Below are 22,105 nucleotides of genomic sequence, written 5' to 3'. Positions count from 1 at the left end.
CAAAAGTGCTGATCAACACCTTTTACCGGTGATCTCCGTCATCTGCGCAGGTGGTCCATGTTGACGGCTATCCCCGTAATTTGTATCATCTCCGTAACTGCGTGGGCGCGTTGCGCTTTCGCGGCCTGGTTCGCACAAGAATGCCATTTTGCCCACGCGGTGCGCCGGTGGCGGCTATGTCGGTGCGAGAATGTCTCTGTCCAACGCGCTTCTAACACGAATCCCATGACTCAAATTATCAGCCGAATCAACCCAAACAGTCCCGAATTTAAAGAGAACCATGCCTTCAACCAGGCCCTGGCGGCGCAGTTGGCGGAACGTCAGCGGCAGGCGGCCACGGACCGCGCGCCGCGGGTGATTGAACGCCACCGCCAGCGGGGAAAACTGCTGGTGCGGGAGCGTATTGATGCGATCCTGGACGAGGGCAGCCCGTTTTTGGAGTTGTCGCCGTTGGCGGCGTGGGAGATGTATGAGGGGGAAGCGCCCAATGCCGGCATTGTCACCGGCATCGGTCGCGTCCAGGGCAGCGAGTGCATGATCATCGCCAACGACCCCACCGTCAAAGGCGGAACCTACTTCCCCGAAACCGTCAAAAAACACGTCCGCGCCCAAACCATCGCCGAAGAAAACCACCTCCCCTGCATCTACCTCGTGGACTCCGGCGGCGCCTTCCTCCATCTACAAGCCGACGTCTTCCCCGACAAAGAGCATTTTGGCCGCATCTTCTACAACATGGCCCGCATGTCCGGCAAAGGCATCACCCAGATCGCCGCCGTCCTCGGCTCCTGCACCGCCGGCGGGGCCTACATCCCGGCCATGGCCGACGAAACCATCATCGTCAAGGGCAACGGCACCATCTTCCTCGCCGGCCCGCCGCTGGTGAAAGCGGCCACCGGCGCGGAAGTCACCGCCGAGGAACTGGGCGGCGCGGACGTACACACCCGCCTCAGCGGCGTCGCCGACCATTTCGCGGAAACGGAAGAGCAGGCGCTGGCCTGGGTGCGCGACATTGTCGCCCACCTCAACCGGCGCAAACGCGCGCCCTGGATCATGGAAACGCCCGCGGAACCGGCCTACGATCCCGCCGAACTATACGGCGTCATCCCCGCCGACAGCCGCGTCAGCTACGACGTGCGCGAAGTGATCGCCCGCCTCGTAGATGGCTCCCGCCTCAGCGAGTTCAAAGCCCGCTACGGCCCCACCATCGTCTGCGGCTTCTCCCACATCATGGGCATTCCCGTGGGCATCGTCGCCAACAATGGCCTCCTCTTCAGCGAATCCGCGCTCAAAGCCACCCACTTCATCCAACTTTGCGGGCAGCGCGGCACGCCGCTTCTCTTCCTGCAAAACATCGCCGGCTTCATGGTGGGCAAGCAGTATGAAAATGGGGGCATCGCCAAGGATGGCGCCAAGATGGTGATGGCCGTGAGCAATGTGAATGTGCCGCGCATTACGCTGCTGCACGGCGTCAGCCACGGCGCGGGCAACTACGGCATGAGTGGGCGCGCCTACGATCCCCGCTTCCTCTTTAGCTGGCCCAACAGCCGCATCAGCGTCATGAGCGGCGAGGCGGCGGCGGGCACGCTGTGGACGGTGGGGCAGCGCAGTGTCCTGCGCCAGTTGGAAAATCCCACCCCAGAGGCGATTGCCGCCGCCGAAGCCTCTTTTAAGCAGCCCGTGCTGACCCAATATGATCGGGAGAGCAGTCCCTATTTCGCCACGGCTCGCCTCTGGGACGATGGCATCCTCGACCCCGCGCAGACGCGGATGGCCCTGGCGCTGGCCTTTGCCACCACGGCCAATGCGCCGCTGCCCGATGATCGCTACGGCACATTCCGCATGTAGCCAGCCGTCAGACCACGAATCAGGCGGTCGGTCAGGCATTTTTTGACAACTGCCAACGCCTAAATTACAATCCCCACCTTATGATGTCGTCCTGTTTCCAGCAGTAAGTTTTTTCCTGTCATTTTGCCTAAAAAAGCATACTTATTCTGTATCCCGTTTCAAGAGTCTCGCTGCTCCGCTACCTTTTAGACGGACCTGCCGCGAGTCTATTTTGCGGTAAGTGCGCATAGATTCGAAAGGTGGGCGGGTTGAACTGATCAGAGAAGCAGGTGGGTATGAAGATGGCGAAATGCCGGCACACAGGAGGAAGCTATCCACGCACAAACCCTATCCCCCCTCTTCATTCGTGGCCGAACTGGTGGGCAATCTTGCCCCGCCAGAAATCAGGCAAACGCTGACGCTGTTACGTCGCATTTCACAGGCGTTTGCTTATTTTGTTTTCTTTTCCCGAAAACCTAGGAGAAAAAGAGTGAAACACATCAAAACCTTTACCATTTTTGTCCTTATCCTGGTAGCCGTGGCTCTGGTTGGGTGCGGCGGCGGCGACAGCGCCAAAGGCACCATCAAGATTGCCACGCAAAGCCCTCTCTCTGGCGGTCAATCCGTGTTAGGCGTGGACATTAAGAATGGCGCGGAACTGGCCATGGAACAACTGGGCGGTTCCCTGCGCGACATGGGCTACAGCCTGGAGCTGGTGGCCTTCGATGACCAGGCCAATCCGGACACCGGTGTCGCCAATGCCAAGAACATCGTTGCCGATCCGGAAATCCTCTGCGGCGTCGGCCACCTCAACTCCGGCGTCATGATCCCGTCGTCGGAAGATTACCACAACGCGGGCCTCGTCTTCGTCTCCCCGGCGAACACGAACCCGGTGGTCACCGACCGCGGCTACCTGGAAGTGGACCGCATCGTCGGTCGTGATGACGTGCAGGGCGTCGTGGCCGCCACCTACGCCAAGAACCTGGGCATCACCTCCGTCTACATTCTCCACGACAAAACCGCCTACGGCCAGGGCGTAGCCGAATTCTTCCGCCAACAAGCGGAAAAAGATGGCATCCAGGTGCTGGGCTTTGAAGGCTCGGAAGAAAAAGCCAACTTCGACCCCATCATCACCCCCATCCTCGCCGCCAACCCAGAACTCGTCTACTTCGGCGGCATCTATGATCAAGCCGGCGTCTTCTTCAAGCAGGCGCGTGACAAAGGCTTCCAGGGCATCTTCATGGGTCCCGACGGCATGGACAGCAGCACGCTGGCCGAATTGGCGGGCGATGCACTGATCACGGGCGGCGGTATGGTGTACTCCACCGTTGCCGGCCCCGCGAATGTCTATCCGGGTACGGCCAAGTTCATTGAGGACTTCGCGGCCAAATATGGCGCGCCCCCGCAGCCGTTCTCCGCGCAGGCGTATGACTCGATGGGTATCTGCCTCCAGGGTATTGAGAAAGCCATCAACGATAACGGTGGCGAATTGCCCACCCGCGAGCAGGTGGCTCTGGCCGTGCGCGCGACGAAGGATTATGCCGGCATCACCGGCAGCCTCTCCTTCAACGGCATCGGCGACCTGGAAAGCGCCAAGTACTTCGTCATCAAAGTACTCTCCTCCGACCCGACCAAATGGGGCGACAACGCCATCGAACAAACCCTGGACATTGCTCCCCCCAGCCCATAAGCGTATAACGTAACATAGAAGATTGGCCCAATCTGACCAGATTGGGCCAATCTCTCTACCACGTTGGCCTTACCCCCATCTCGTCGGAGTGAACGCCTATGGAGCGCATCATTCGCTCAAACAGCTTGCGCCAACTCATTCTGCCCCTGCTTCAACTCGGCGCATTTATCCTCAGCAGCGGCGTCGTCCTCTCCCTTTTCGTCATCTTGCTGGCCTGGATTCTGCAGCCTTTCCGCACGGAAACAGATCTGCTCGGCCAGACCCTCAGCATCCTCCCCTCCGTCCTCATCGACGCCGTCACCCTCGGTTTCGTCTACGCCAGCATCGCCCTCGGCTACACCATGGTTTACGGGGTGCTGGAGTTCATCAACTTTGCCCACAGTGAGATCTTCATGGTGGGCGCGTTCATGGGCACGGAACTCGTCATCCTGGTTGTTGGTCGCTTTAGTGCCGGCATCAACTCCGTCTTAGGCAGCTATGCACTCCTCTTTGTCGCCATCATATTCGGCAGCCTCATCGCCGGCCTGCTGGCCATGGGCATCGAACGAGTCGCCTACCGCCCGCTACGCGGCGCGCCCCGGCTGGTCCCCCTCATCTCCGCCATCGGCGTCTCCTTCTTGCTGCAAGACGTCGTGCGCCTGCTGGAGAGCTTCTACAGCGGGCAATTCTTCCGCATCTGGCCCACCTTTGGTGACTTTGACCGCATCCTGGTGCTGGGCAACCTCACCACCACCGGCGGCGACCTCATTGAGTTTGGCATTTCCATCAAATCCCTGATCGTGATCATTGTGGCCGTATTCATGCTCGTTGGCCTCAACTACCTGGTCAACGTCACCAAACTGGGCACGGCCATTCGCGCCACGGCGCAAGACCGCAACACGGCCAGCCTGATGGGCATCAACGTCAACTACGTCATCGGCATGACCTTCCTCATCGGCGGCGCGTTGGGCGGCGCGGCAGGCGTTCTCTTCGCCTTCAAATTCCTGCGTCTGGACCCCTTCGTCGGCTTCCTGCCTGGCCTAAAGGCCTTCACCGCCGCCGTCTTGGGTGGCATTGGCAACCTGACAGGCGCGCTGTTGGGGGGCATCATCCTGGGCATGTTGGAATCGTTCGCCGCCTCCTATCTCTCGTTTTTCACCCAGGGAGCATTTGGTGCGGAGTACAAAGACATTCTCGCCTTTGCGATTCTCATCATCATCCTTATCTTCCGCCCCTCGGGCTTGTTGGGCCAAACAGTGGGCCAGAAGGCGTAGCAAATTATGAATCTGGGACAACGACTGCAACAGCTCTTCAAATGGATGGACCAGGGACGGCGCAGCTATTTGATCATCAGCGGCCTGCTGCTGCTCAGCAGCGTTCTCGTCTATTTGAACCCCCGCTCATTGCCGGCATTCCTGCTGCTCCTCTCCGTACCTCTCCTCCTCTACTTCCTGCATACAACCGGCCGCTTCAAAGCCCTCATCGCCATCCTGCTCCTGTTGGGCATTATGCCCGTCGTCGGCATCCGCAACATCTTCTATCTGGAAGTCGCCTTCCAGATAGCCGTCTTCTCCGCGCTGGCCCTGGGGTTGAACATCGTCGTCGGCTTTGCCGGCCTGCTTGACCTCGGTTATATCGCCTTCTACGCCGTGGGCGCGTATGTCTGGGCCATCTTTGGCTCCAAACAACTCCTCATTTTGAACGCCGTCCCCGGAACCGCCCCCGCTTCCAACCAATTCCCCCTGGACCCGAACCTGTTCTGGCTCTTCCTCTTCCTCGCCGTCGGCCTCACCGCCCTCACCGGCGTGCTCTTGGGCACGCCCGTGCTGCGGCTGCGCGGCGACTACCTGGCCATCGTCACGTTGGGGTTCGGCGAAGTAATCCGCGTGCTGGCGAACAACCTGGACAAACCCATCAACCTCACCAACGGTCCGCAAGGCATCACGCCCATCCAGCGCCCGCCGCTGCCCCCCGATTTCATCACGGAGCCGCTGCGAAGTTTGTTACAGGCGCTCGTGGGGCACAACGTCAGCGACGCGCAGTTATACAACCTGTTCTTCTACTTGATGGCCCTGGCGGTGGTCGGCGTCGCTGTGACGCTGGCAACACGGCTGGACAACTCCCGCCTGGGGCGTGCCTGGGTGGCCATCCGCGAAGACGAAACCGCGGCCATTGCCATGGGCATCCCCCTCGTGCGCACAAAACTGATGGCCTTTGCGATTGGGGCCTCATTTTCTGGGGCGATGGGCGTGCTGTTCGCCGCGAACCGCACCTTTGTCAGCCCGGAGAGTTTTAGTCTGCTGGCCTCGATCAACATCCTGGTGATGATCATTCTGGGCGGCATCGGCAGCATTCCGGGCGTCATTTTGGGCGCGGCGCTGGTGACTATCCTGAATATCCAGGTGCTGCAAGAGCTTTCTCTGTTTTTCAGCCAACTGCGGCAGCAGGGAGGCATCTGGTCGCAGGTGTTGTCCACGCAGTTGGACCCGGCCAAGTATCAGCGACTGATTTTTGGCGTGATTCTGGTGGTAATGATGATCAAGCGTCCGGGTGGGATTTTGCCGGCACGACGCCGCCAACTCGAACTAGCCGAAAGCCAGGAAGAAACCCAGGCCACCGATTGACCACCCATCCTCCTGTTCGTCACGCCCGCCCACGCGGGCAGCCGCAAGGGAACCGTTTATGACCATATTGCTGGAAACCAGGCAAGTGACAAAACGATTTGGCGGATTAACTGCCGTCAACACCGTTGACTTCACCATTGAACAAGGCTCCATCAGCAGCCTGATCGGTCCCAATGGGGCCGGCAAGACCACCCTGTTCAACGTCATCACGGGCATCTACAAGCCGGAAGAAGGACAGGTCCTCTTCGACAATCACCAACTCGTAGGCTTGCGTTCCGACCAGATCGCCACCCTGGGTATCTCCCGCACCTTCCAGAACATCCGCCTCTTTAGCGAAATGACCGTGCGCGAGAACATCCTCGTCGGGATGCATCCCCGCCTGAAGCAATCGGCGCTGGGCGCCGCCCTGAAAACGCGCGGTTTCCTGGCGGAAGAAGAGGCCGCCGTGCAGCGCGCGCGGCAGTTGCAGGAATTTGTGGGACTCAGCGGCATGGGCGACCAGATCGCCCGCAATCTTCCCTATGGCGCGCAACGCCGCCTGGAAATCGCCCGCGCGTTGGGCAACAATCCCAAGCTCATTTTGCTGGACGAGCCAACAGCAGGCATGAACCCAAACGAAACGGAAGCCGCCATAACCCTCTTCCGGCGGCTGCGAGATGAACTTGGCATCACCGTGCTACTCATCGAGCACGACATGCGCGTGGTCATGGGCATTTCGGAGAAAGTAACCGTGCTGGACTACGGGCAGAAGATCGCCGAAGGCACACCCGCGCACGTACGCAGCAATCAACACGTTGTAGAAGCGTACCTGGGGCGCGGGGCCACAATGGTCAAGAGCCAGGGTGAGTAAAACTGATGAAACTGCTGGAATTGACGGATATTCACACGTATTACGGCCACATTCACGCCCTCAAAGGGATTTCTCTGCACGTCGAGAAAGGGGAAATCGTAACCCTGATTGGCGCCAATGGCGCGGGCAAAACCACGGCTTTGCGCACTATTTCCGGTATGTTGAAGCCCAAGCAGGGAGCGATCACGTTAAGCGGCGAGAGTTTGGTGGGGCAGCCGGCACACAAAATCGTGGAAAAAGGCATCGGTCATGTCCCCGAAGGGCGCGGCATCTTCCCCAAGTTGACGGTGCAGGAAAACCTCACCGTAGGCGCTTTCATCCATACAGACAAGACCTTCATCAATCAGCGGCTGGAATTCGTGTTTTCGCTCTTTCCGCGCCTGCGTGAACGCTTGCACCAGTACGGCGGCACGCTCTCCGGTGGAGAGCAGCAGATGTTGGCGATGGGGCGGGGACTGATGATGAATCCCAGCATCCTGCTGTTGGACGAACCCTCGATGGGGCTGGCTCCGGTGCTGGTGGAATCGATTTTCGACATCATCGAACGGCTGCATGAAGCGGGCACAACCATTTTGCTCGTGGAACAAAACGCCCTGATGGCTTTGCAAGTCGCCAACCGCGGCTACGTGCTGCAAAGCGGCCAGATCGTCCTCGAAGATACGGCTGAGAAATTACGGGCCAACGAGATGGTACGCAAGGTGTACCTGGGCGAGAACTAGGCGCACGAATAATCCACGACAACACCGCGCCGCGCACTTTTGCAGCCGCCTGCCAGGGCAAGACCTGAGCAAGCGGCTGTTTGTTTTGTGCGCTGTTTCGCCGGCAATTGGTCTACCATCGGGGCACTGCTATACTTCATGACATCATGGCGGCCGTCGTGTTAACACAGAGACAACCTCCCTGGCTGCCACGGTTTCGCTGGCACCCGCTCATTTCTTCCCAAGTTGCCGGCGCCCCCGCCGGGTAACATCGCACAGTTTGGAAAAAACGCCGTAACTCCTAACGCTCTCGGAAAATTGGTCCCATCTAGCTTAGCAGTTGCAAAACGCCAAAGGATAGATTTATGAAACGCCATTTGTGGTTCCCTCTTTTGTCAATCTTCTTTCTTGCACTGGCTTCCAGCCAGGCCGCGGCGGCCAGTGCCGATGCGCCCGCGGCTACCATTTCCGTCACCACGCTCTCCCCGGGTATCAGCGCGGATGGCGCTTGCTCGCTGATGGAGGCTATCGTTAACGCGAACAATGATGCCGGCACTTACGCCGATTGCGCCGCCGGCAGTGGCAGCGACGTGATCGAACTGCTGCCCGGAACCTACACCCTGGCCACGCCGCACAACAATACGGATGACGGCACGGGGCTGCCCGTCATCACCAGTGTCATGGTCATTAACGGCCATAACAGCGTGATTGAACGCAGCGCCGCGCCGGGGACGCCGCCGTTCCGCCTGGTCTACGTGAACACGGCGGGCAATCTGACGCTGAACGACTTGACGCTGCAAAATGGGTCGGCGAATACGGATGGAACGGGTGTCGGCGGGGGAGGGGTGTTTAATGCCGGCATTCTCACCCTCAACAACACCGCCCTCCTCAACAACAACAGCGGCACCAGCGGCGGCGGCCTCAGCAATTGGAGCAGCGCCACCACCGCCCTCAACGGCGGCAGCGTCAGCAGCAACACCACCACCAACGCCGGCGGCGGCATCTACAACCGCAGCGGCAGCGTCACCCTCACCGGCACCGCCGTCACCTACAACGTCAGCACCGTGGACGCCGACCCTGGCGCGGGCGGGGGCATCGCCAACCACGCCATCGAAGGCAACGCCACCCTGACGTTGACCAGCGCCGACGTCAGCCACAACACCATTGACGGCCTCGGCGGCGGCGGCATTGACAACACCGCCAACACAGGCCGCACCGCCACAGCGACGATTTCCGCCAGCACCATCACCTACAACACCGCCAACGGCCTCGACCACACCGAAGGATTGGGCGGCGGCATCCAAAACAGCTTCTTCCGCGGCACGTCCAACGCCCAGGCCAACCTGACGATTGACCGCAGCACTATCAGCCACAACAGCGCCGTGGACGGCGGCGGCATCAGCAGCGGCATTGACCTGCCCACCAATCTCATCGCCACCCTCAGCCTGACCAACAGCACCGTCAGCTATAACACCACGCACCCCCTCACCGGCTTCGTCCTCGGCGATGGCGGCGGCGTTTATCTGGTCAACGGCACGGCCACCATCGCCAACACGACCATCAGCCACAACGAGGCCAACGGCAGCGGCGGTCCCACCGATTTCAGCGGCTTTGGCGGCGGCGTGATGGCCGTGGGACTGAATGCGGCCAGTTCCCTCACCCTGATTAACACGACCATTGCCAACAATACGGCCAGCAGCAGCGGTGGCGGTCTGGCGAATCTGAAGTTTAACGTCAGCGCCAACGTGAATTCTCGTAACACATTGGTTGGCGATAACAGCTCTCCCGGTAATGCAAGCTGCTACAACTTCCAGGGCACGCTCACGTCGCAAGGCAATAACCTGGAGGACCACAACACCTGCCAGTTTACGCAGGGCAGTGATAAGGTAAATACGAATCCGCTGCTGGGGCAGTTGAAGGACAATGGCGGTCCCACGGAGACTCATGCGTTGTTGCCTGGGAGCGGGGCGATCAATGCCGGCAGCAACGCCGCCTGCGCCGTTCCTCCGATCAACAATCTGGACCAGCGCGGGGTGGCGCGCCCGCAAGGAGCCGCATGCGACATTGGTGCCTATGAAGCCACCTGGGCGCAGACGGTCCTCACCTTCAGCACGCAATACACGCTAAACAACGGGACCAGTGGCACGGGACGCTACGCGCTGCTCGCGGGCGGTGTCTATGTGGATGAAAACGGGGATACGGGGACGTGGAGTTTTCAGCAGTCGCCACCCGCCTTTAACTTCCAGGCGGATCCGGGAACGGCCTGCGACGTACACGCCTTTGGCCGCTTCGTCAGCGCCACGCAACTGCGCGGCTGGCGCATGTGCCAGGATGGCTCCGGGGTAGCGGGTTACTGGGTGGGGAACAAAGTTCCGTAGTAAGTTTCACCACCACCTTCCCGGAAGCTAAATCGAGCTTCCGGGAAGGTTTTATTCTGCAACAGCCTCCTGCACGCGCGCCCAAAACGCCGCGAAATCAGCTGCGTCAAACAGTGCCATCAGCAATTGCCGCAAGGCAGTGGAAGGTTCTATACGCACCAAAATCTCCTCAACGGCGCGATACTCGGATGCCGGCGGGTTGAACCGCTGAATAATGCCGCCTAAAATCGCCTCGCGCAGTGCCTCCTCACGACCCTCCTCACGACCCTCCTCACGACCCGCTTCCCGTCCTTCCTGCAAGCCCTTCTCCCACCCTATGCGCCGCATCTTGCGCAAATAGGGTGTATTCAACAATTCGTCATTCTGTTCCAGGAACTGTTCAACCATTTTCGATATCTCCTCGTTTGGCAACAAGCTCATCAATGCCGCCAATAGCCACTCCTTGTGCTGCGCCTCATCCATTCCTTGAATAGCTGCCACAGCTTGCGATAAAACTCGTTCTGGCTGAGGCATTCTCGTCTGTCCTATCAACGCAAGCAAAGCGGGACTGCCCAGTGCCAACAGATTCTCGGCATCCATCTCCCACAAGCGCAGGGTCTGGTATTGCCAGCGCAAGCTGATGTCCCCGTCCAGCCCCAAAACCTCATAGTGCCCCGTATCACCTCGGCCGGCCCCTTCGCCAACGTAGATGACGACCCCTTGCAGCCGTGGGGCTTGCGCATCTTGAGGAATACCAATGTCTCGACGAATGATGCGTGTCAGATAATCCAACATTCGCAGTGGCATCGGTTCCGATGAACGTGGCCCCTGGAGTTCAATGTGCAAATAAATGAGGTTTCCCAAGGTATCTACCACTTCGAACAATAGGTCACTGCGCGCTCCCTGCGCGGGGAACTCGACATTCAGCGGGCGCACAAAGCTAACGCCTCGACCGAGCAACCAGGCGGCAAATGCTTCTCGATATTCCGTGATCAGCAGCTTCAAGGGGTTGTCTGTTTCGCTCATGACCCCTAGTGTAGCATAAAGGGAGGGTGAATTGAAATCCGGTTTGTAGGTGGTTTTGCGCTGTATCCGGTTGCCGGCATTTTCCCCTTGTGATAACATTCACACAAACTTTCAGAATGTATTGAAAGTTATAAACCTTGTCGCGGCGTATCCTCACCGGGAACGTATGCTATAATTCCGCGCGGCGATGGATCAACAACGCGCCGTCACGATACGGCGCAACCAGACGACGGACATCATGGCCTACAAAGACCTTTCTCACTTCATCGACACCCTGGAAAAAGCGGGCGAACTGCGCCGGATTACGGTCCCCGTGAACCGCGACCTGGAGATTACGGAGATTACGGACCGGGTGAGTAAAATGCCGGCATCCGGCAACAAAGCCCTCCTCTTCGAAAACGTCGCCGGCTATGACATACCCGTGCTGATCAACGCCTTTGGCAGCGAAAAACGCATGTCCCTCGCCCTCGGCGTGGACAACCTGGAACAACTCAACCACAACCTCGCCACCCTCATTGACATGAAACTGCCGCAGGGATTGGGCGCAACCATCGGGCGGGCCACCGACCTCTTTGGCGCCCTGCGTGCCGTTGGCCTGAAGCCACACAAAGTACGCCAGGGCGCGTGCCAGGAAGTCGTGCACACCGACGACGCCTCGCTGCACAGCCTGCCCATCCTCCACTGCTGGCCCGACGACGGCGGGCGCTACATCACCTTGATGCAGGTGATCACGCGCGATCCGGTCACGAACCAGCGCAACGTGGGCATGTACCGCGTGCAGGTGTACGACGAAAAGACGGCGGCCATGCACTGGCAGCGGCACAAGAGCGGCGCGGAGCATGAACACCTGGCCCGCGAACTGAACAAACCGGCCATTCCCGCCGCCATCGTTCTCGGCGGCGACCCGGCACAGATGTGGTGCGCCAGCGCGCCGCTGCCGCCGGGGATTGATGAATATCTGCTGGCGGGCTGGCTGCGAGGCAAGCCGGTGCCGTTTGTGGATTGTGTATCGCAGCCGTTGGAAGTGCCGGCAAACGCGGAAATCGTCATCGAAGGTTACGTGGACCCCAACGACCAGCGGACGGAAGGCCCCTTCGGCGACCACACCGGCTTCTACACCCCCGCCGACACCTTCCCCACCTTCCACGTCACGGCCATCACCCACCGCCGCCAGCCCATTTATCCGACGACGATTGTGGGCAAGCCGCCGATGGAAGATTACTGGATGGGCAAGGCCACGGAGCGGCTCTTTTTGCCGCTGATGAAAATTTTTCAGGGGGAGATTGTGGACGTGAATATGCCGGCAGAAGGCGTCTTCCACAACCTCATCATCGTCAGCATCAAAAAACGGTACCCCGGCCACCCCTTCAAAGTCATCTACGGCCTTTGGGGGTTGGGCCTGATGATGCTCACCAAAGCCATCGTCATCGTAGACCACGACGTCGACGTCCACAACCTATCCGCAGTCGCCTGGCGCGTCCTCGGCAACGTCGATTGGCGGCGCGACACCGTCATCGTCGATGGTCCCGTGGACCAGTTGGACCATTCCGCCGTGCGCGACTCCTTTGGCGGCAAAATGGGCATCGACGCCACCACAAAAGGCCCCCAAGACGGCCACGAACGCGGCTGGCCGGCGGAAATCGACATGAGCGCGGAAATCAAGGCCCTGGTAGACCGCAAATGGGACAGCTACGGCATTTGAAAAGGCAAAAGGCAGGAAGATGAAGGCCAAAATCTTAGTCCGCCCACTGCGACAAGAAGACGCGGAAGCATTGTACCGCCTGATAACGCTGCCCGAAGTCGCCCGCAACTTGCTGCAACTGCCCAGCATGGAATACGCGGAGACACTGGCCCACATCGAGAACCACAAGCCGGAACAACACCGCCTCGTTGCGGAAATAGACGGCGAGGCCGTCGGGAACATCAGCCTCACCGTAGAAAGCAGTCCGCGTCGCCGCCACGCCGCCCGGCTCGGCCTGTACGTCGGTCCGGCGTACTGGAACCAGGGCGTAGGCAGCCACCTGATGGCCGCCGCTCTAGACCTCGCCGACAACTGGCTCAACTTAAAACGGGTGCAGTTGGAAGTGATGACGGACAACGACGCAGCCATTCACCTCTATCAGAAATTCGGCTTTGAGATTGAGGGCTGCCGCCGCTATGCCACCTATGGCGGCGGGCGCTGGGCGGATGAGTACGTGATGGCCCGCCTCAGCCCGGATTTCGCCGCGCAGCCGCCGCCCACCACGCCCCCACTCCTGTCTTCGACTACCCCATCAGCGCCGCCGCTGCCCATCACCATTCGCCCACCACGCCAGGAAGACCTGGAAGGATGGTACGAACTCTTGCGGCAACGCGCCATTTGCCGCGGCACTGCCAGGATCCCCAGCATAGAACTGCCGGCGGCGGCGGAGCGCCTCAACATGCGGCAGCCCGGTCTTTACCGCTTCGTTGCCCTGGATGGGCACAAACTGGTAGGGCAAATTCACTTGTGGCAGCCGCCCAATCCCCGCCTGTCCCACTGCGGCGAGCTAGGATTGTCGGTGCATGAAGATTATTGGAACCGGCGCATTGGCTCCCGTCTCATGGACCACATCCTTGACCTGGCCGACAACTGGCTCAATCTAAAACGGGTCGAACTGGACGTCTTCACCGACAATCCCGCGGCCATCCATCTCTACGAAAAGAAGGGCTTTGTCCACGAAGGAACCAGACGCTTCTTTTCTTTTGGTGATGGCCGCTGGGCGCACACCCACTTCATGGCCCGCATCCGCCCGCGCGAATGAGCGCGTAATTTTCGGCCAGCCGGCGCTGGCCACTGTTCATTATTTCTGGAGAACCACCATGACGCCAAACGGCATTCGTGACATTTACGAAAAGGTGATTGAGGGAGAGCGCGTCACCTACGAAGAAGGCATCCGCCTTTACGAAAGCAACGACTTGATCGCGCTGGGTGAGATGGCTTCCACCGTGCGCCAGCGCAAGCATGGGGATTATGTCTACTTCAACAAGAATCGACACATCAACCCCACCAACGTCTGCGCCTTCCACTGCAACTTTTGCTCCTTTGCCCGCACCAGCGACAACATGCCCGGCGCATACACCTTCATGCCGGACGAAGTTGTCGCCAAAATCAAGCCCACCGTGGACGAAGGCATCACCGAGTTCCACATCGTTGGCGGGCTGCATCCGCAGCTAGGCTTTCAGTATTACGTGGACCTGCTGCGCGCGCTCAAGCAGGCGTATCCGTGGGTGCATCTCAAAGCGTTCACCGCCGTGGAGATTGATTTCTTTTGCCAGTTGGAGCAAAAAGATGACCACGCCATCCTCAGTGAACTGGTTGCCGCCGGTCTGGACTCGATGCCTGGCGGCGGCGCGGAAATCTTCCATTGGGACGTGCGCCGCAAAATCTGCCCGGAAAAGGCCAACATGGAACGCTGGCTGGAGATTCATAGCGTGGCGCACGAGCTAGGGCTGATGACCAACGCGACCATGCTCTACGGGCACATCGAAACGTATGAGCATCGCGTGCATCACCTGGTGGCGCTGCGTGAACAGCAGGATAAGGACATTGCCGCCGGCACGCCGGGACGATTCCAGACCTTTATCCCCCTGGCGTTCCACCCCATGGAAAATGGCCTGGGGCGGCGGCTGAAGCGGCGTTGGACCAGCGGGATAGACGATATGAAGACGCTGGCCGTGAGCCGCATCATGCTCGATAATTTTCCGCACATCAAGGCATATTGGGTGATGTTGACGCCGGCTATGGCGCAGATCGGCCTGGATTTCGGCGCCAACGATATTGATGGCACTATCGTGGAAGAACACATCTACCATGACGCCGGCGCCCAAACGGAAGAGCATATGGGTCGGGGCGAGTTGATGCGCCTGATCCGGGCTGCGGGGCGTATTCCTGTGGAGCGGGATACGGTGTATAACGTGGTGAAGGTTCACGAGGGATTATGAATGTTGCCAATGGCGTCCGTTGCCAATGCCGGCATTTCCCAGATCGGTTCCTTCTCCAAAAATAGACCAATCTTGACTCTACTGAAAAAAGGCCAAAAACCGGGTTTTTACACATGAACCACTCTGGTAATTTTGGCCGGGCACTCGAAAAACCCGGTTTTTTCAGTGATGAAAACAGACACCGTTCAACACATAACGCCCCTGCTCATTTACGACGGCGACTGCGGATTTTGAGAGAAAAGCGCCCGTCTCGTGCAGACGTGGACGCGGGGCCGGGTAGCCGTTGCGCCGTGGCAGCGCATCCCCGAACGCATGGCCGAACTGGGGCTGACGGCGGCGGATGGCATGAGCAAAGTATGGTTCGTCAACCCGGCGGGCGCGCTTTGCGGCGGGGCAGCGGCCATCAACGCCGCCATGGGCTACGCCTGGTGGGCACGCCCGCTGACATGGCTCTACCGCCTGCCCGGCCCGCGGCAATTGGAAGATTGGGTTTATCAATGGATTGCGGACCATCGCATGATGATGCCGGGCAGTACGGCGGCGTGCGCCCTGCCGCCTCCACCCCCGGACTCTGAATAGACGCTGGATTATCACATGAGCTTCACAATTGGCTTAATCGATTACCTGAACACCCAGCCATTCCAGTACGATCTGGAAGCGCGGCTGGCCCCCAAGGGCGTGCGCTTCGTGCGCGGCGTCCCCACGGCGTTGAACCAGGCCTTGCTGGCCGGCGAGATCGATCTGGCCCCCATCTCCGCCTATTTCGCCGCCCAACACACCGACAAATTCGCCATCCTGCGCGGGCACAGCATCGCCTCCTTGGGCGCGGTGAAGACCGTCCTTCTGTTTAGTTGGAAGCCGGACATCTACGAACTGGCCGGAGAGACCATCGCCCTCACGGACCACTCCGCCACCAGCGTGGCCCTGCTGCGCGTCCTCTGCGCGCACCGCTACCAGATTGCGCCGGCGATGATCACGCGCCCGCAGCATCTGCCCTCGATGCTGCGCGAGGCGCAGGCGGCGCTGGTCATTGGCGATACGGCGCTGGTCGAAGGGTATTTGCATCGGGAACTGCCGCGCGACTTCAGCTTTGGCCGCCCCACGATTTTTGATCTGGGGGATGAATGGTTGAAGTTGACCGGCCTGCCGTTTGTCTTTGCGCTGTGGGCGGCGCGGCGGGAAGCCGTGGCCGCGCTGCACGAACGAGGAGTGCTGGCGGCGATCGAGGAAAGTAAACAAGCGGGACTGGCGCATCTGCCGCAAATTGCCGGCAATTACGCTCCCACCTTAGCCCTACCCACAGGCGTCTGCGTCCGCTACCTGCGCGACCTGCGCTACGACCTGACCGCGGATGATGTGCGCGGTCTGATGACGTTTTTGAGCCTGGCCCTGCCCGGATTCACGTCGGACCGACTGCGATTTCTGGACGAAACCGTCGTGGCCGACGAAATTTTTTAGTGTTGCAAGGAAAAGTCATGAAGAAACAACCAGAACTGTTCCCCCCGCATCGCTCATTTGCCAGCGACGACCAGGGGTATTACAAGGGAGACAGCCACGCCCTCGACAGCGCCGCCACGGTCGCCGAGATACTGGCAAAAGTGGAAAACGGCGAACGCATCAGCTACGATGAAGCGATGCGGCTGTATGTGGAAGCGGATTTGTTGCAGCTTGGCCGCGCCGCCAACGCCCGCCGCCAGCAACTTGTCCCCGGCGAGACGGTCTCGTACCTGATTGACCGCAACATCAACTACACCAACGTTTGTAACACCGACTGCTCTTTTTGCGCTTTCTATCGCCACGATCCCAATCACCCGGAGGCGTATGTCAATCCGCGCCACATTATCGGGCAAAAGATTGAGGAGACGTTGTACCTGGGCGGCACGCGCATTTTGATGCAGGGCGGACACAATGATCAGCTTCCCTGGTCGTTTTACGTGGACCTGGTGCGCTGGATTCACGAGACGTACCCGGATATGGAGATCAATGCGTTTTCGCCGAGCGAGATCGATCAGATGACGAAGGTGAGCGGGTTGAATCGGTTGGAGGTGCTGCGGGCACTGCAAGATGCCGGCATGTCCGGTCTCCCCGGCGGTGGTGGTGAAATCCTCGATGACGAAATCCGCAAGCGCGTCAGCCCCAAGAAACAGCGCACCAACGGCTGGCTCGACTGTATGCACTACGCCCACCAACTCGGCCTCACCACCACAGCCACCATGGTCATCGGCTTCCGCGAGGAACTGCGCCACCGCCTCAACCATTTGCAGCGCCTGCGCGACTTGCAGGACGCCAGCCTGCGCGACTTTGGCAACGGGTTCAACGCCTTCATCAGTTGGACGGTACAAATCGGCAACACGCCGCTGGAGCGCAGCCGTTTTGCCGGCGAGTATGGGGCCACGCCCCACGAGTACCTGCGGCACACGGCCATCGCCCGCATCTTTCTGGACAACATCCCCCACCATCAGGCTTCCTGGCCCACGCAGGGGGAGAAGGTGGCCGCGGTGGCGCTGCATTTTGGCTGCGACGATTTTGGCAGCACGATGATTGAGGAGAACGTGGTGAGCGCGGCGGGAGCGCGCACGGCGGTGAAGTGCAGCGTGGATGTGCCCGAAATTCATCGCCAGATTCGGGACGCGGGCTTTATGCCGGCACAACGCAACACCGGCTACCAGATCATCCGCCGCTACACCGCCAACGAAGCGGAGGATGCCGCCCAACTCCCGCCCGCCGAACTACAAGCCGCGCCTACCGGCAACCTGACCAACGCCCAAGCCCTGGCGCTTGATGTATTGAATTGAAGGTTGGTGGTTGGTAATTGGTAGCCAACCCAGTCAATTACCAACCATCAGCCGCCAACCGTCAACCACCAATTCTGGTGAAATTGGTCCAACCTGGCTTAGCCGTTGCCAATTATCAACTATCAACGCCCACCCCATGTCCCCACTCGTTAACTGTCACACACACCTCGAATTAGGCTGGATGTCCCACATTTGTCCCCCGCCAGACGGGGAGCCGTTCACGGATTGGATCGGCAAGCTGGTGCTGCTACGGCGGCAAGTCCGCGCTTCCGGGCGGGAGGAGGCATTGGTGCGACAGGCGGTGGCGAAGGGGATTGCGGACATGGAAAATGCCGGCATCACCCACATCGGCGACATCTCCCAAACCGGCCTGAGCATCGAACCCCTGCTCAACAGCCGCCTGGACGGCGTCGTCTACATCGAAATCATCGGCAACGACCGCGAATCCGCCCTGGCCACCTTCGAACGCGCCCGCGCCATCATCAACCAGTATCGCCCCCACCTCCGCCCCGGCCTGCGCATTGGCCTCACCCCCCACGCCCCCTACTCCACCCACCCCGACGCCTTCCGCGCCGCCACGGATTTCTGCCTTACAGAAAACGTGCCCATGTGCATCCACGCCGCCGAATCCCCCTACGAAAACGAAGCCCTGCTCCACGGGCGCGGCCCTTTCGTGGAAATGTCCCGCCACATCGGCGTGGAAGCCCCGCCGCCCCCAGGCAGCACCACCATCCACTACCTGAACCAGTTAGGCGTCCTCGCCGCCCGCCCCCTGCTCGTGCACATGATCCACGTCAGCGACGAGGAACTCGACCTCGTGGCCCAAACAGGCGCGAAAATCGCCCACTGCCCGCGCAGCAACCAACTGCTGCAATGCGGACGTATGCCCCTGGAAAAAATGTTGGCGCGCGGCATCCCCGTTGCCCTGGGCACGGACAGCCTCGGCTCGTCTCCCTCACTGGACATCCATGAGGAGGCCGCCGCCGCCACGCGCATACACAACGGCCGCGTAGCCGTAGAAACGATGTCCGCGCTGCTGACCAACGCGAACATCCTCGACTGAGCCATGCCGCCACGGGACCACCAGCCATGAACCTGCCGCCCCCGCCCGCCCCAGAACAGACACGCGACTGCCCCGCGCTCCTCTCCGACCGCTTCAAGACGCTGTACTACGACACCGCCTCACACGAAGTTGTGCTGCTGGATCGGCGCAAATACCCGTTCCAGGTCGTCTATGAACGGTACAACAGCGTGGAAGGCGTCGCCGTCGCCATTGAGGAGATGGTCGTGCAGGGCGGTCCGCCGCTGGCTTACGCGGCGGGGTTGGGCCTGGTGCTGGCAGCGCGCGAGGTAGATGAAACGGGCGACGCCGATTATCGTCCTCGACTAGAGGCGGCGGCGCAAAGGTTGCGACACACCCGCCCCACCGCCGACGATCTGCACCACCTCATTCCCCTGGCGCGGCAAACAGCCCTGGACGCGCCGCCCGGCAGCCGCGCCGCCGCCACGCTGGCAGCCGTCAACGGGGAAATCCAACGCGGTAACGATGTGTCGCGGCGCTGCGGCTGGTACGCGGCGCAGCTCCTAGGGGATGGCGACCGCGTCCTCACCCATTGCATCGCCGGCGCGGCGCTCTGTTGGATGTTGTGGTACGCGAAACTTGCCGGCAAACGCATCCATCTCTTCCCCAGCGAAACGCGCCCCTATTTCCAGGGAGCGCGGCTGACGGCGCAAAGCTGCGTAGAGATGGGGATTGACTGCACCCTGATCACGGATGGCATGTCCGCGCACCTGATGAGCCAGGGGCGGCTGGACAAATTTATCTGCGCCGCCGACCGCCTGACACTGGACGGACACATTACAAACAAGGTGGGTACGCTACAACACGCCATCGCCGCCCACTATTTCGGTCTGCCGTTTTACGTGTTGGGCTACGATGGCCCCGACCCGCACAGCCCCACGGCGGCGGACATCATCATTGAGGAACGGGACCCCCGGCGCATTTTTGAGGCGCGGGGGCGCGAGGGCGTGGTGCGCACGGCGGTGGAGGGCATCAACGGCGCTTATCCCGCCTTTGACATCACGCCCCCGCACCTGATCGCGGCGGTGGTCACGGATCGCGGCGTCTTTCCCCCCACGCTGCTGCGCTACTACTTTCAAGTCGAATAACTGAGAACACCGAAAAACCCGGGTTCCATGATAGGAGCAGAAACCAGAGTTTTAGCTGCGCGGGGCAAGCGCGCACGATCAACGACGAGCAGACGTAAGGGCGCATCCGTTAATAGAGGCTTCGCTCGGGAATTGACGGATGCGCTGGAAGGGTTCTTGCTTGTTGGATTATCCAAAGTTAATTTTGGGCAAACCCTAAGGGAACACAACTATGATTACCCCGGTCAAAACAAATGGCCGTCCGACGGCGACAGAAACCACATCGTCCCAGACGATTCCCGTGGCAGTTAGCCCGCAGGTGAGCGTAGGCGGGGAGGCCGTGGTCCTCATGGCCGGCCCGTGTTCGGTGGAAAGTTATGAGCAAACGTGGATGACGGCGCGGGCGGTGATGAATGCCGGCATTCCCATCCTCCGTGGTGGCGCCTTCAAACCCCGCACCTCCCCCTACAGCTTCCAGGGCCTGGGGCGCGAAGGCTTGCAAATCCTGCGCCGCGTCGCCGACGAATTCGGCCTCCTCGTCATCACCGAAGCCCTCGGCGTCGAACACGTAGACATCGTCAGCCAATACGCCGACATCATCCAGATCGGCAGCCGCAACATGCAGCACTACCCCCTGCTGTGGGCCGTGGGCGAAACAAACAAACCCATCCTGCTCAAACGCGGCTTTATGTCCACCGTCGCCGAATGGCTCATGGCCGCCGAACACGTCATCAGTCGCGGCAACGACCGCATCATCCTTTGCGAACGGGGCATCCGCACCTTCGAGACCGCCACCCGCAACACCCTGGACACCAACGCCATCGCCCTCGTCAAACAAACCACCCCGTTCCCCATCATCAGCGACCCCAGCCACGCCACCGGGCGCGCCGACCTCGTCATCCCCGCCGCGCGCGCGGCCATCGCCGCCGGCGCCGATGGCCTGTTGGTAGAATTTCATCCCCAACCCGCCGCCGCCCTTTCCGATGCGGAACAGGCATTGCCCCTGGAAGCGATGCCCGATCTGGTCCGTCAGGCAGGGCGCATGGCCGCCGCCCTGGGACGCACCATCTGGCAGCCGGGCGCGTGATGACCTCCTTCGTCCTTTCGCTGGGGTACGTCGGGCTTTTTCTCATCAGCTACCTGGCCGCCACCATCCTGCCCCTCGTCTCCGAAGTGGTGGTCGTCGCCATGCCGCCGCTGGGTTATGATGTGAAACTGGTCGTGCTGACGGCCACTGCCGGCAATTTCCTCGGCTCACTCACCAACTACTTCATCGGGCGCAAGGGCGCCGACTTCGTCCTCTACCGCGCCCTAAAAATCAAACCGAGCACACTGGCCCGCGCCCAGGACCTGTATCAGCGGTGGGGTCCCGTATCCGTCTTCTTCTCCTGGATTCCCGTGATTGGCGACCCGTTGACGATTGTTGCCGGCATTTTCCGCCTCCGCCTCTCCACCTTCACCTTCTGGGTCATCCTCGGCAAATTCCTACGCTACCTCATCCTCCTCGGCATCGCCAGTGAAATCGCCTCCCTCTTCCCCTGACCCCCCGCCCCCAACCCCCAACTTTCAACCGCCAACGCCCCCATCCTATTGCCTCCTGTCCATTTTCCGCTATCCTAGAAACTCATGAACCCATTCCACTATCTGTTCGACCAACTATTCCCCCTCATTCGCTTCGTCTACGAAAAAGTACGCGGCCACGACTGGTTTCATGAAATCACCCCCCAACTCTGGTTGGGCGGCGCGCCCCACTACCCACGTGACTACGACTTCCTGGTGCAAAACCACATCAACGCCGTCGTCAACATCCGCGCCGAGCGAGAAGACGACATCGCCTTCTACCGCGCCCACGACATCACCTACATCCAGCTCCCCGTGCTGGACATGACCGTCCCCCCCGCCGACATCCTCACCACCGGAGCCGCCTTCATCCACGACCAGGTCCAAAATGGGCGCACCGTTCTCGTCCACTGCGCCAAAGGGCGGGGCCGCTCCGCCACCCTCCTCGCCGCCTACCTCATGAAATACGCACACATGAGCTTCGACGAAGCCAACGACCTCATGAGCAGCAAACGCACCCTCACCAAACTGGAACCTCGCCACCGCCGCCAACTGGAAAACTGGCTCGCCGCCGCAAAGATGACCGCGTAA

At 60.4% G+C, this 22,105-nt stretch carries 19 protein-coding genes; 18 read left to right on the top strand and 1 reads right to left on the bottom strand.

Going from position 1 to position 22,105, the window contains the following annotated elements:
- The first annotated feature begins 225 nt into the window (after positions 1-225).
- The 7 genes from H6650_15035 to H6650_15005 all read left to right on the top strand — a co-directional run bounded on the left by H6650_15035 (position 226) and on the right by H6650_15005 (position 10,043).
- Positions 226-1,845: a methylcrotonoyl-CoA carboxylase gene (locus tag H6650_15035; protein ID MCB8953319.1), complete on the top strand. Its 1,620-nt coding sequence runs from the start codon at positions 226-228 to the stop codon at positions 1,843-1,845.
- A 289-nt stretch (positions 1,846-2,134) separates the two neighbouring features.
- Positions 2,135-3,514, top strand: coding sequence for a branched-chain amino acid ABC transporter substrate-binding protein (locus H6650_15030; protein ID MCB8953318.1), 1,380 nt, complete (start codon positions 2,135-2,137; stop codon positions 3,512-3,514).
- 248 nt (positions 3,515-3,762) lie between these two features.
- Complete coding sequence (locus H6650_15025; protein ID MCB8953317.1) at positions 3,763-4,767, top strand: branched-chain amino acid ABC transporter permease; 1,005 nt, start codon at positions 3,763-3,765, stop codon at positions 4,765-4,767.
- Positions 4,768-4,812: 45 nt separating this feature from the next.
- On the top strand, positions 4,813-6,117 hold the full coding sequence (locus tag H6650_15020; protein MCB8953316.1) for a branched-chain amino acid ABC transporter permease: 1,305 nt from the start codon (positions 4,813-4,815) through the stop codon (positions 6,115-6,117).
- Positions 6,118-6,175: 58 nt separating this feature from the next.
- Positions 6,176-6,967: an ABC transporter ATP-binding protein gene (locus H6650_15015; protein ID MCB8953315.1), complete on the top strand. Its 792-nt coding sequence runs from the start codon at positions 6,176-6,178 to the stop codon at positions 6,965-6,967.
- A 5-nt stretch (positions 6,968-6,972) separates the two neighbouring features.
- Positions 6,973-7,686, top strand: a complete 714-nt coding sequence (locus H6650_15010) for an ABC transporter ATP-binding protein (GenBank protein ID MCB8953314.1) — start codon at positions 6,973-6,975, stop codon at positions 7,684-7,686.
- A gap of 344 nt (positions 7,687-8,030) precedes the next feature.
- Positions 8,031-10,043, top strand: coding sequence for a hypothetical protein (locus tag H6650_15005; GenBank protein MCB8953313.1), 2,013 nt, complete (start codon positions 8,031-8,033; stop codon positions 10,041-10,043).
- A gap of 51 nt (positions 10,044-10,094) precedes the next feature.
- Here the strand turns inward: H6650_15005 and H6650_15000 are convergent, their stop codons facing one another.
- Positions 10,095-11,048: a hypothetical protein gene (locus H6650_15000; protein ID MCB8953312.1), complete on the bottom strand. Its 954-nt coding sequence runs from the start codon at positions 11,046-11,048 to the stop codon at positions 10,095-10,097.
- Between the two features lie 238 nt (positions 11,049-11,286).
- Between H6650_15000 and H6650_14995 the strand changes: the two genes are divergently transcribed.
- From H6650_14995 to H6650_14945, 11 genes are all read left to right on the top strand, one after another.
- Positions 11,287-12,750: a menaquinone biosynthesis decarboxylase gene (locus H6650_14995; GenBank protein ID MCB8953311.1), complete on the top strand. Its 1,464-nt coding sequence runs from the start codon at positions 11,287-11,289 to the stop codon at positions 12,748-12,750.
- Positions 12,751-12,769: 19 nt separating this feature from the next.
- Entirely contained in the window at positions 12,770-13,831 is a 1,062-nt protein-coding gene (locus H6650_14990; GenBank protein MCB8953310.1) for a GNAT family N-acetyltransferase, read from the top strand.
- A gap of 58 nt (positions 13,832-13,889) precedes the next feature.
- A complete protein-coding gene (gene mqnE, locus H6650_14985; GenBank protein ID MCB8953309.1) occupies positions 13,890-15,011 on the top strand; it encodes an aminofutalosine synthase MqnE in 1,122 nt (373 codons plus the stop codon).
- Positions 15,012-15,263: 252 nt separating this feature from the next.
- The gene (locus tag H6650_14980; GenBank protein MCB8953308.1) at positions 15,264-15,590 is read left to right on the top strand and encodes a DUF393 domain-containing protein; all 327 of its coding nucleotides are present in this window, start codon (positions 15,264-15,266) and stop codon (positions 15,588-15,590) included.
- Between the two features lie 15 nt (positions 15,591-15,605).
- Entirely contained in the window at positions 15,606-16,469 is an 864-nt protein-coding gene (locus H6650_14975) for a menaquinone biosynthesis protein (protein MCB8953307.1), read from the top strand.
- Positions 16,470-16,486: 17 nt separating this feature from the next.
- Positions 16,487-17,806 carry a dehypoxanthine futalosine cyclase gene (mqnC, locus tag H6650_14970; protein ID MCB8953306.1) on the top strand — a complete coding sequence of 440 codons (1,320 nt, stop codon included), beginning with the start codon at positions 16,487-16,489 and terminating at the stop codon, positions 17,804-17,806.
- 181 nt (positions 17,807-17,987) lie between these two features.
- The gene (locus H6650_14965; GenBank protein ID MCB8953305.1) at positions 17,988-18,869 is read left to right on the top strand and encodes an amidohydrolase family protein; all 882 of its coding nucleotides are present in this window, start codon (positions 17,988-17,990) and stop codon (positions 18,867-18,869) included.
- 26 nt (positions 18,870-18,895) lie between these two features.
- Positions 18,896-19,975, top strand: coding sequence for a s-methyl-5-thioribose-1-phosphate isomerase (locus H6650_14960; protein MCB8953304.1), 1,080 nt, complete (start codon positions 18,896-18,898; stop codon positions 19,973-19,975).
- A gap of 211 nt (positions 19,976-20,186) precedes the next feature.
- The gene (gene aroF, locus H6650_14955) at positions 20,187-21,041 is read left to right on the top strand and encodes a 3-deoxy-7-phosphoheptulonate synthase (GenBank protein MCB8953303.1); all 855 of its coding nucleotides are present in this window, start codon (positions 20,187-20,189) and stop codon (positions 21,039-21,041) included.
- Positions 21,041-21,496, top strand: coding sequence for a DedA family protein (locus H6650_14950; protein ID MCB8953302.1), 456 nt, complete (start codon positions 21,041-21,043; stop codon positions 21,494-21,496). The genes aroF and H6650_14950 overlap by 1 nt, the downstream gene beginning before the upstream one ends.
- Positions 21,497-21,580: 84 nt before the next feature.
- Positions 21,581-22,105: a dual specificity protein phosphatase family protein gene (locus H6650_14945; protein ID MCB8953301.1), complete on the top strand. Its 525-nt coding sequence runs from the start codon at positions 21,581-21,583 to the stop codon at positions 22,103-22,105.

The sequence above is a fragment of the Ardenticatenales bacterium genome, from assembly GCA_020634515.1.
Classification (GTDB): Bacteria; Chloroflexota; Anaerolineae; order Promineifilales; family Promineifilaceae; genus JAGVTM01.
This window is presented reverse-complemented; position numbering and strand designations above follow the sequence as displayed.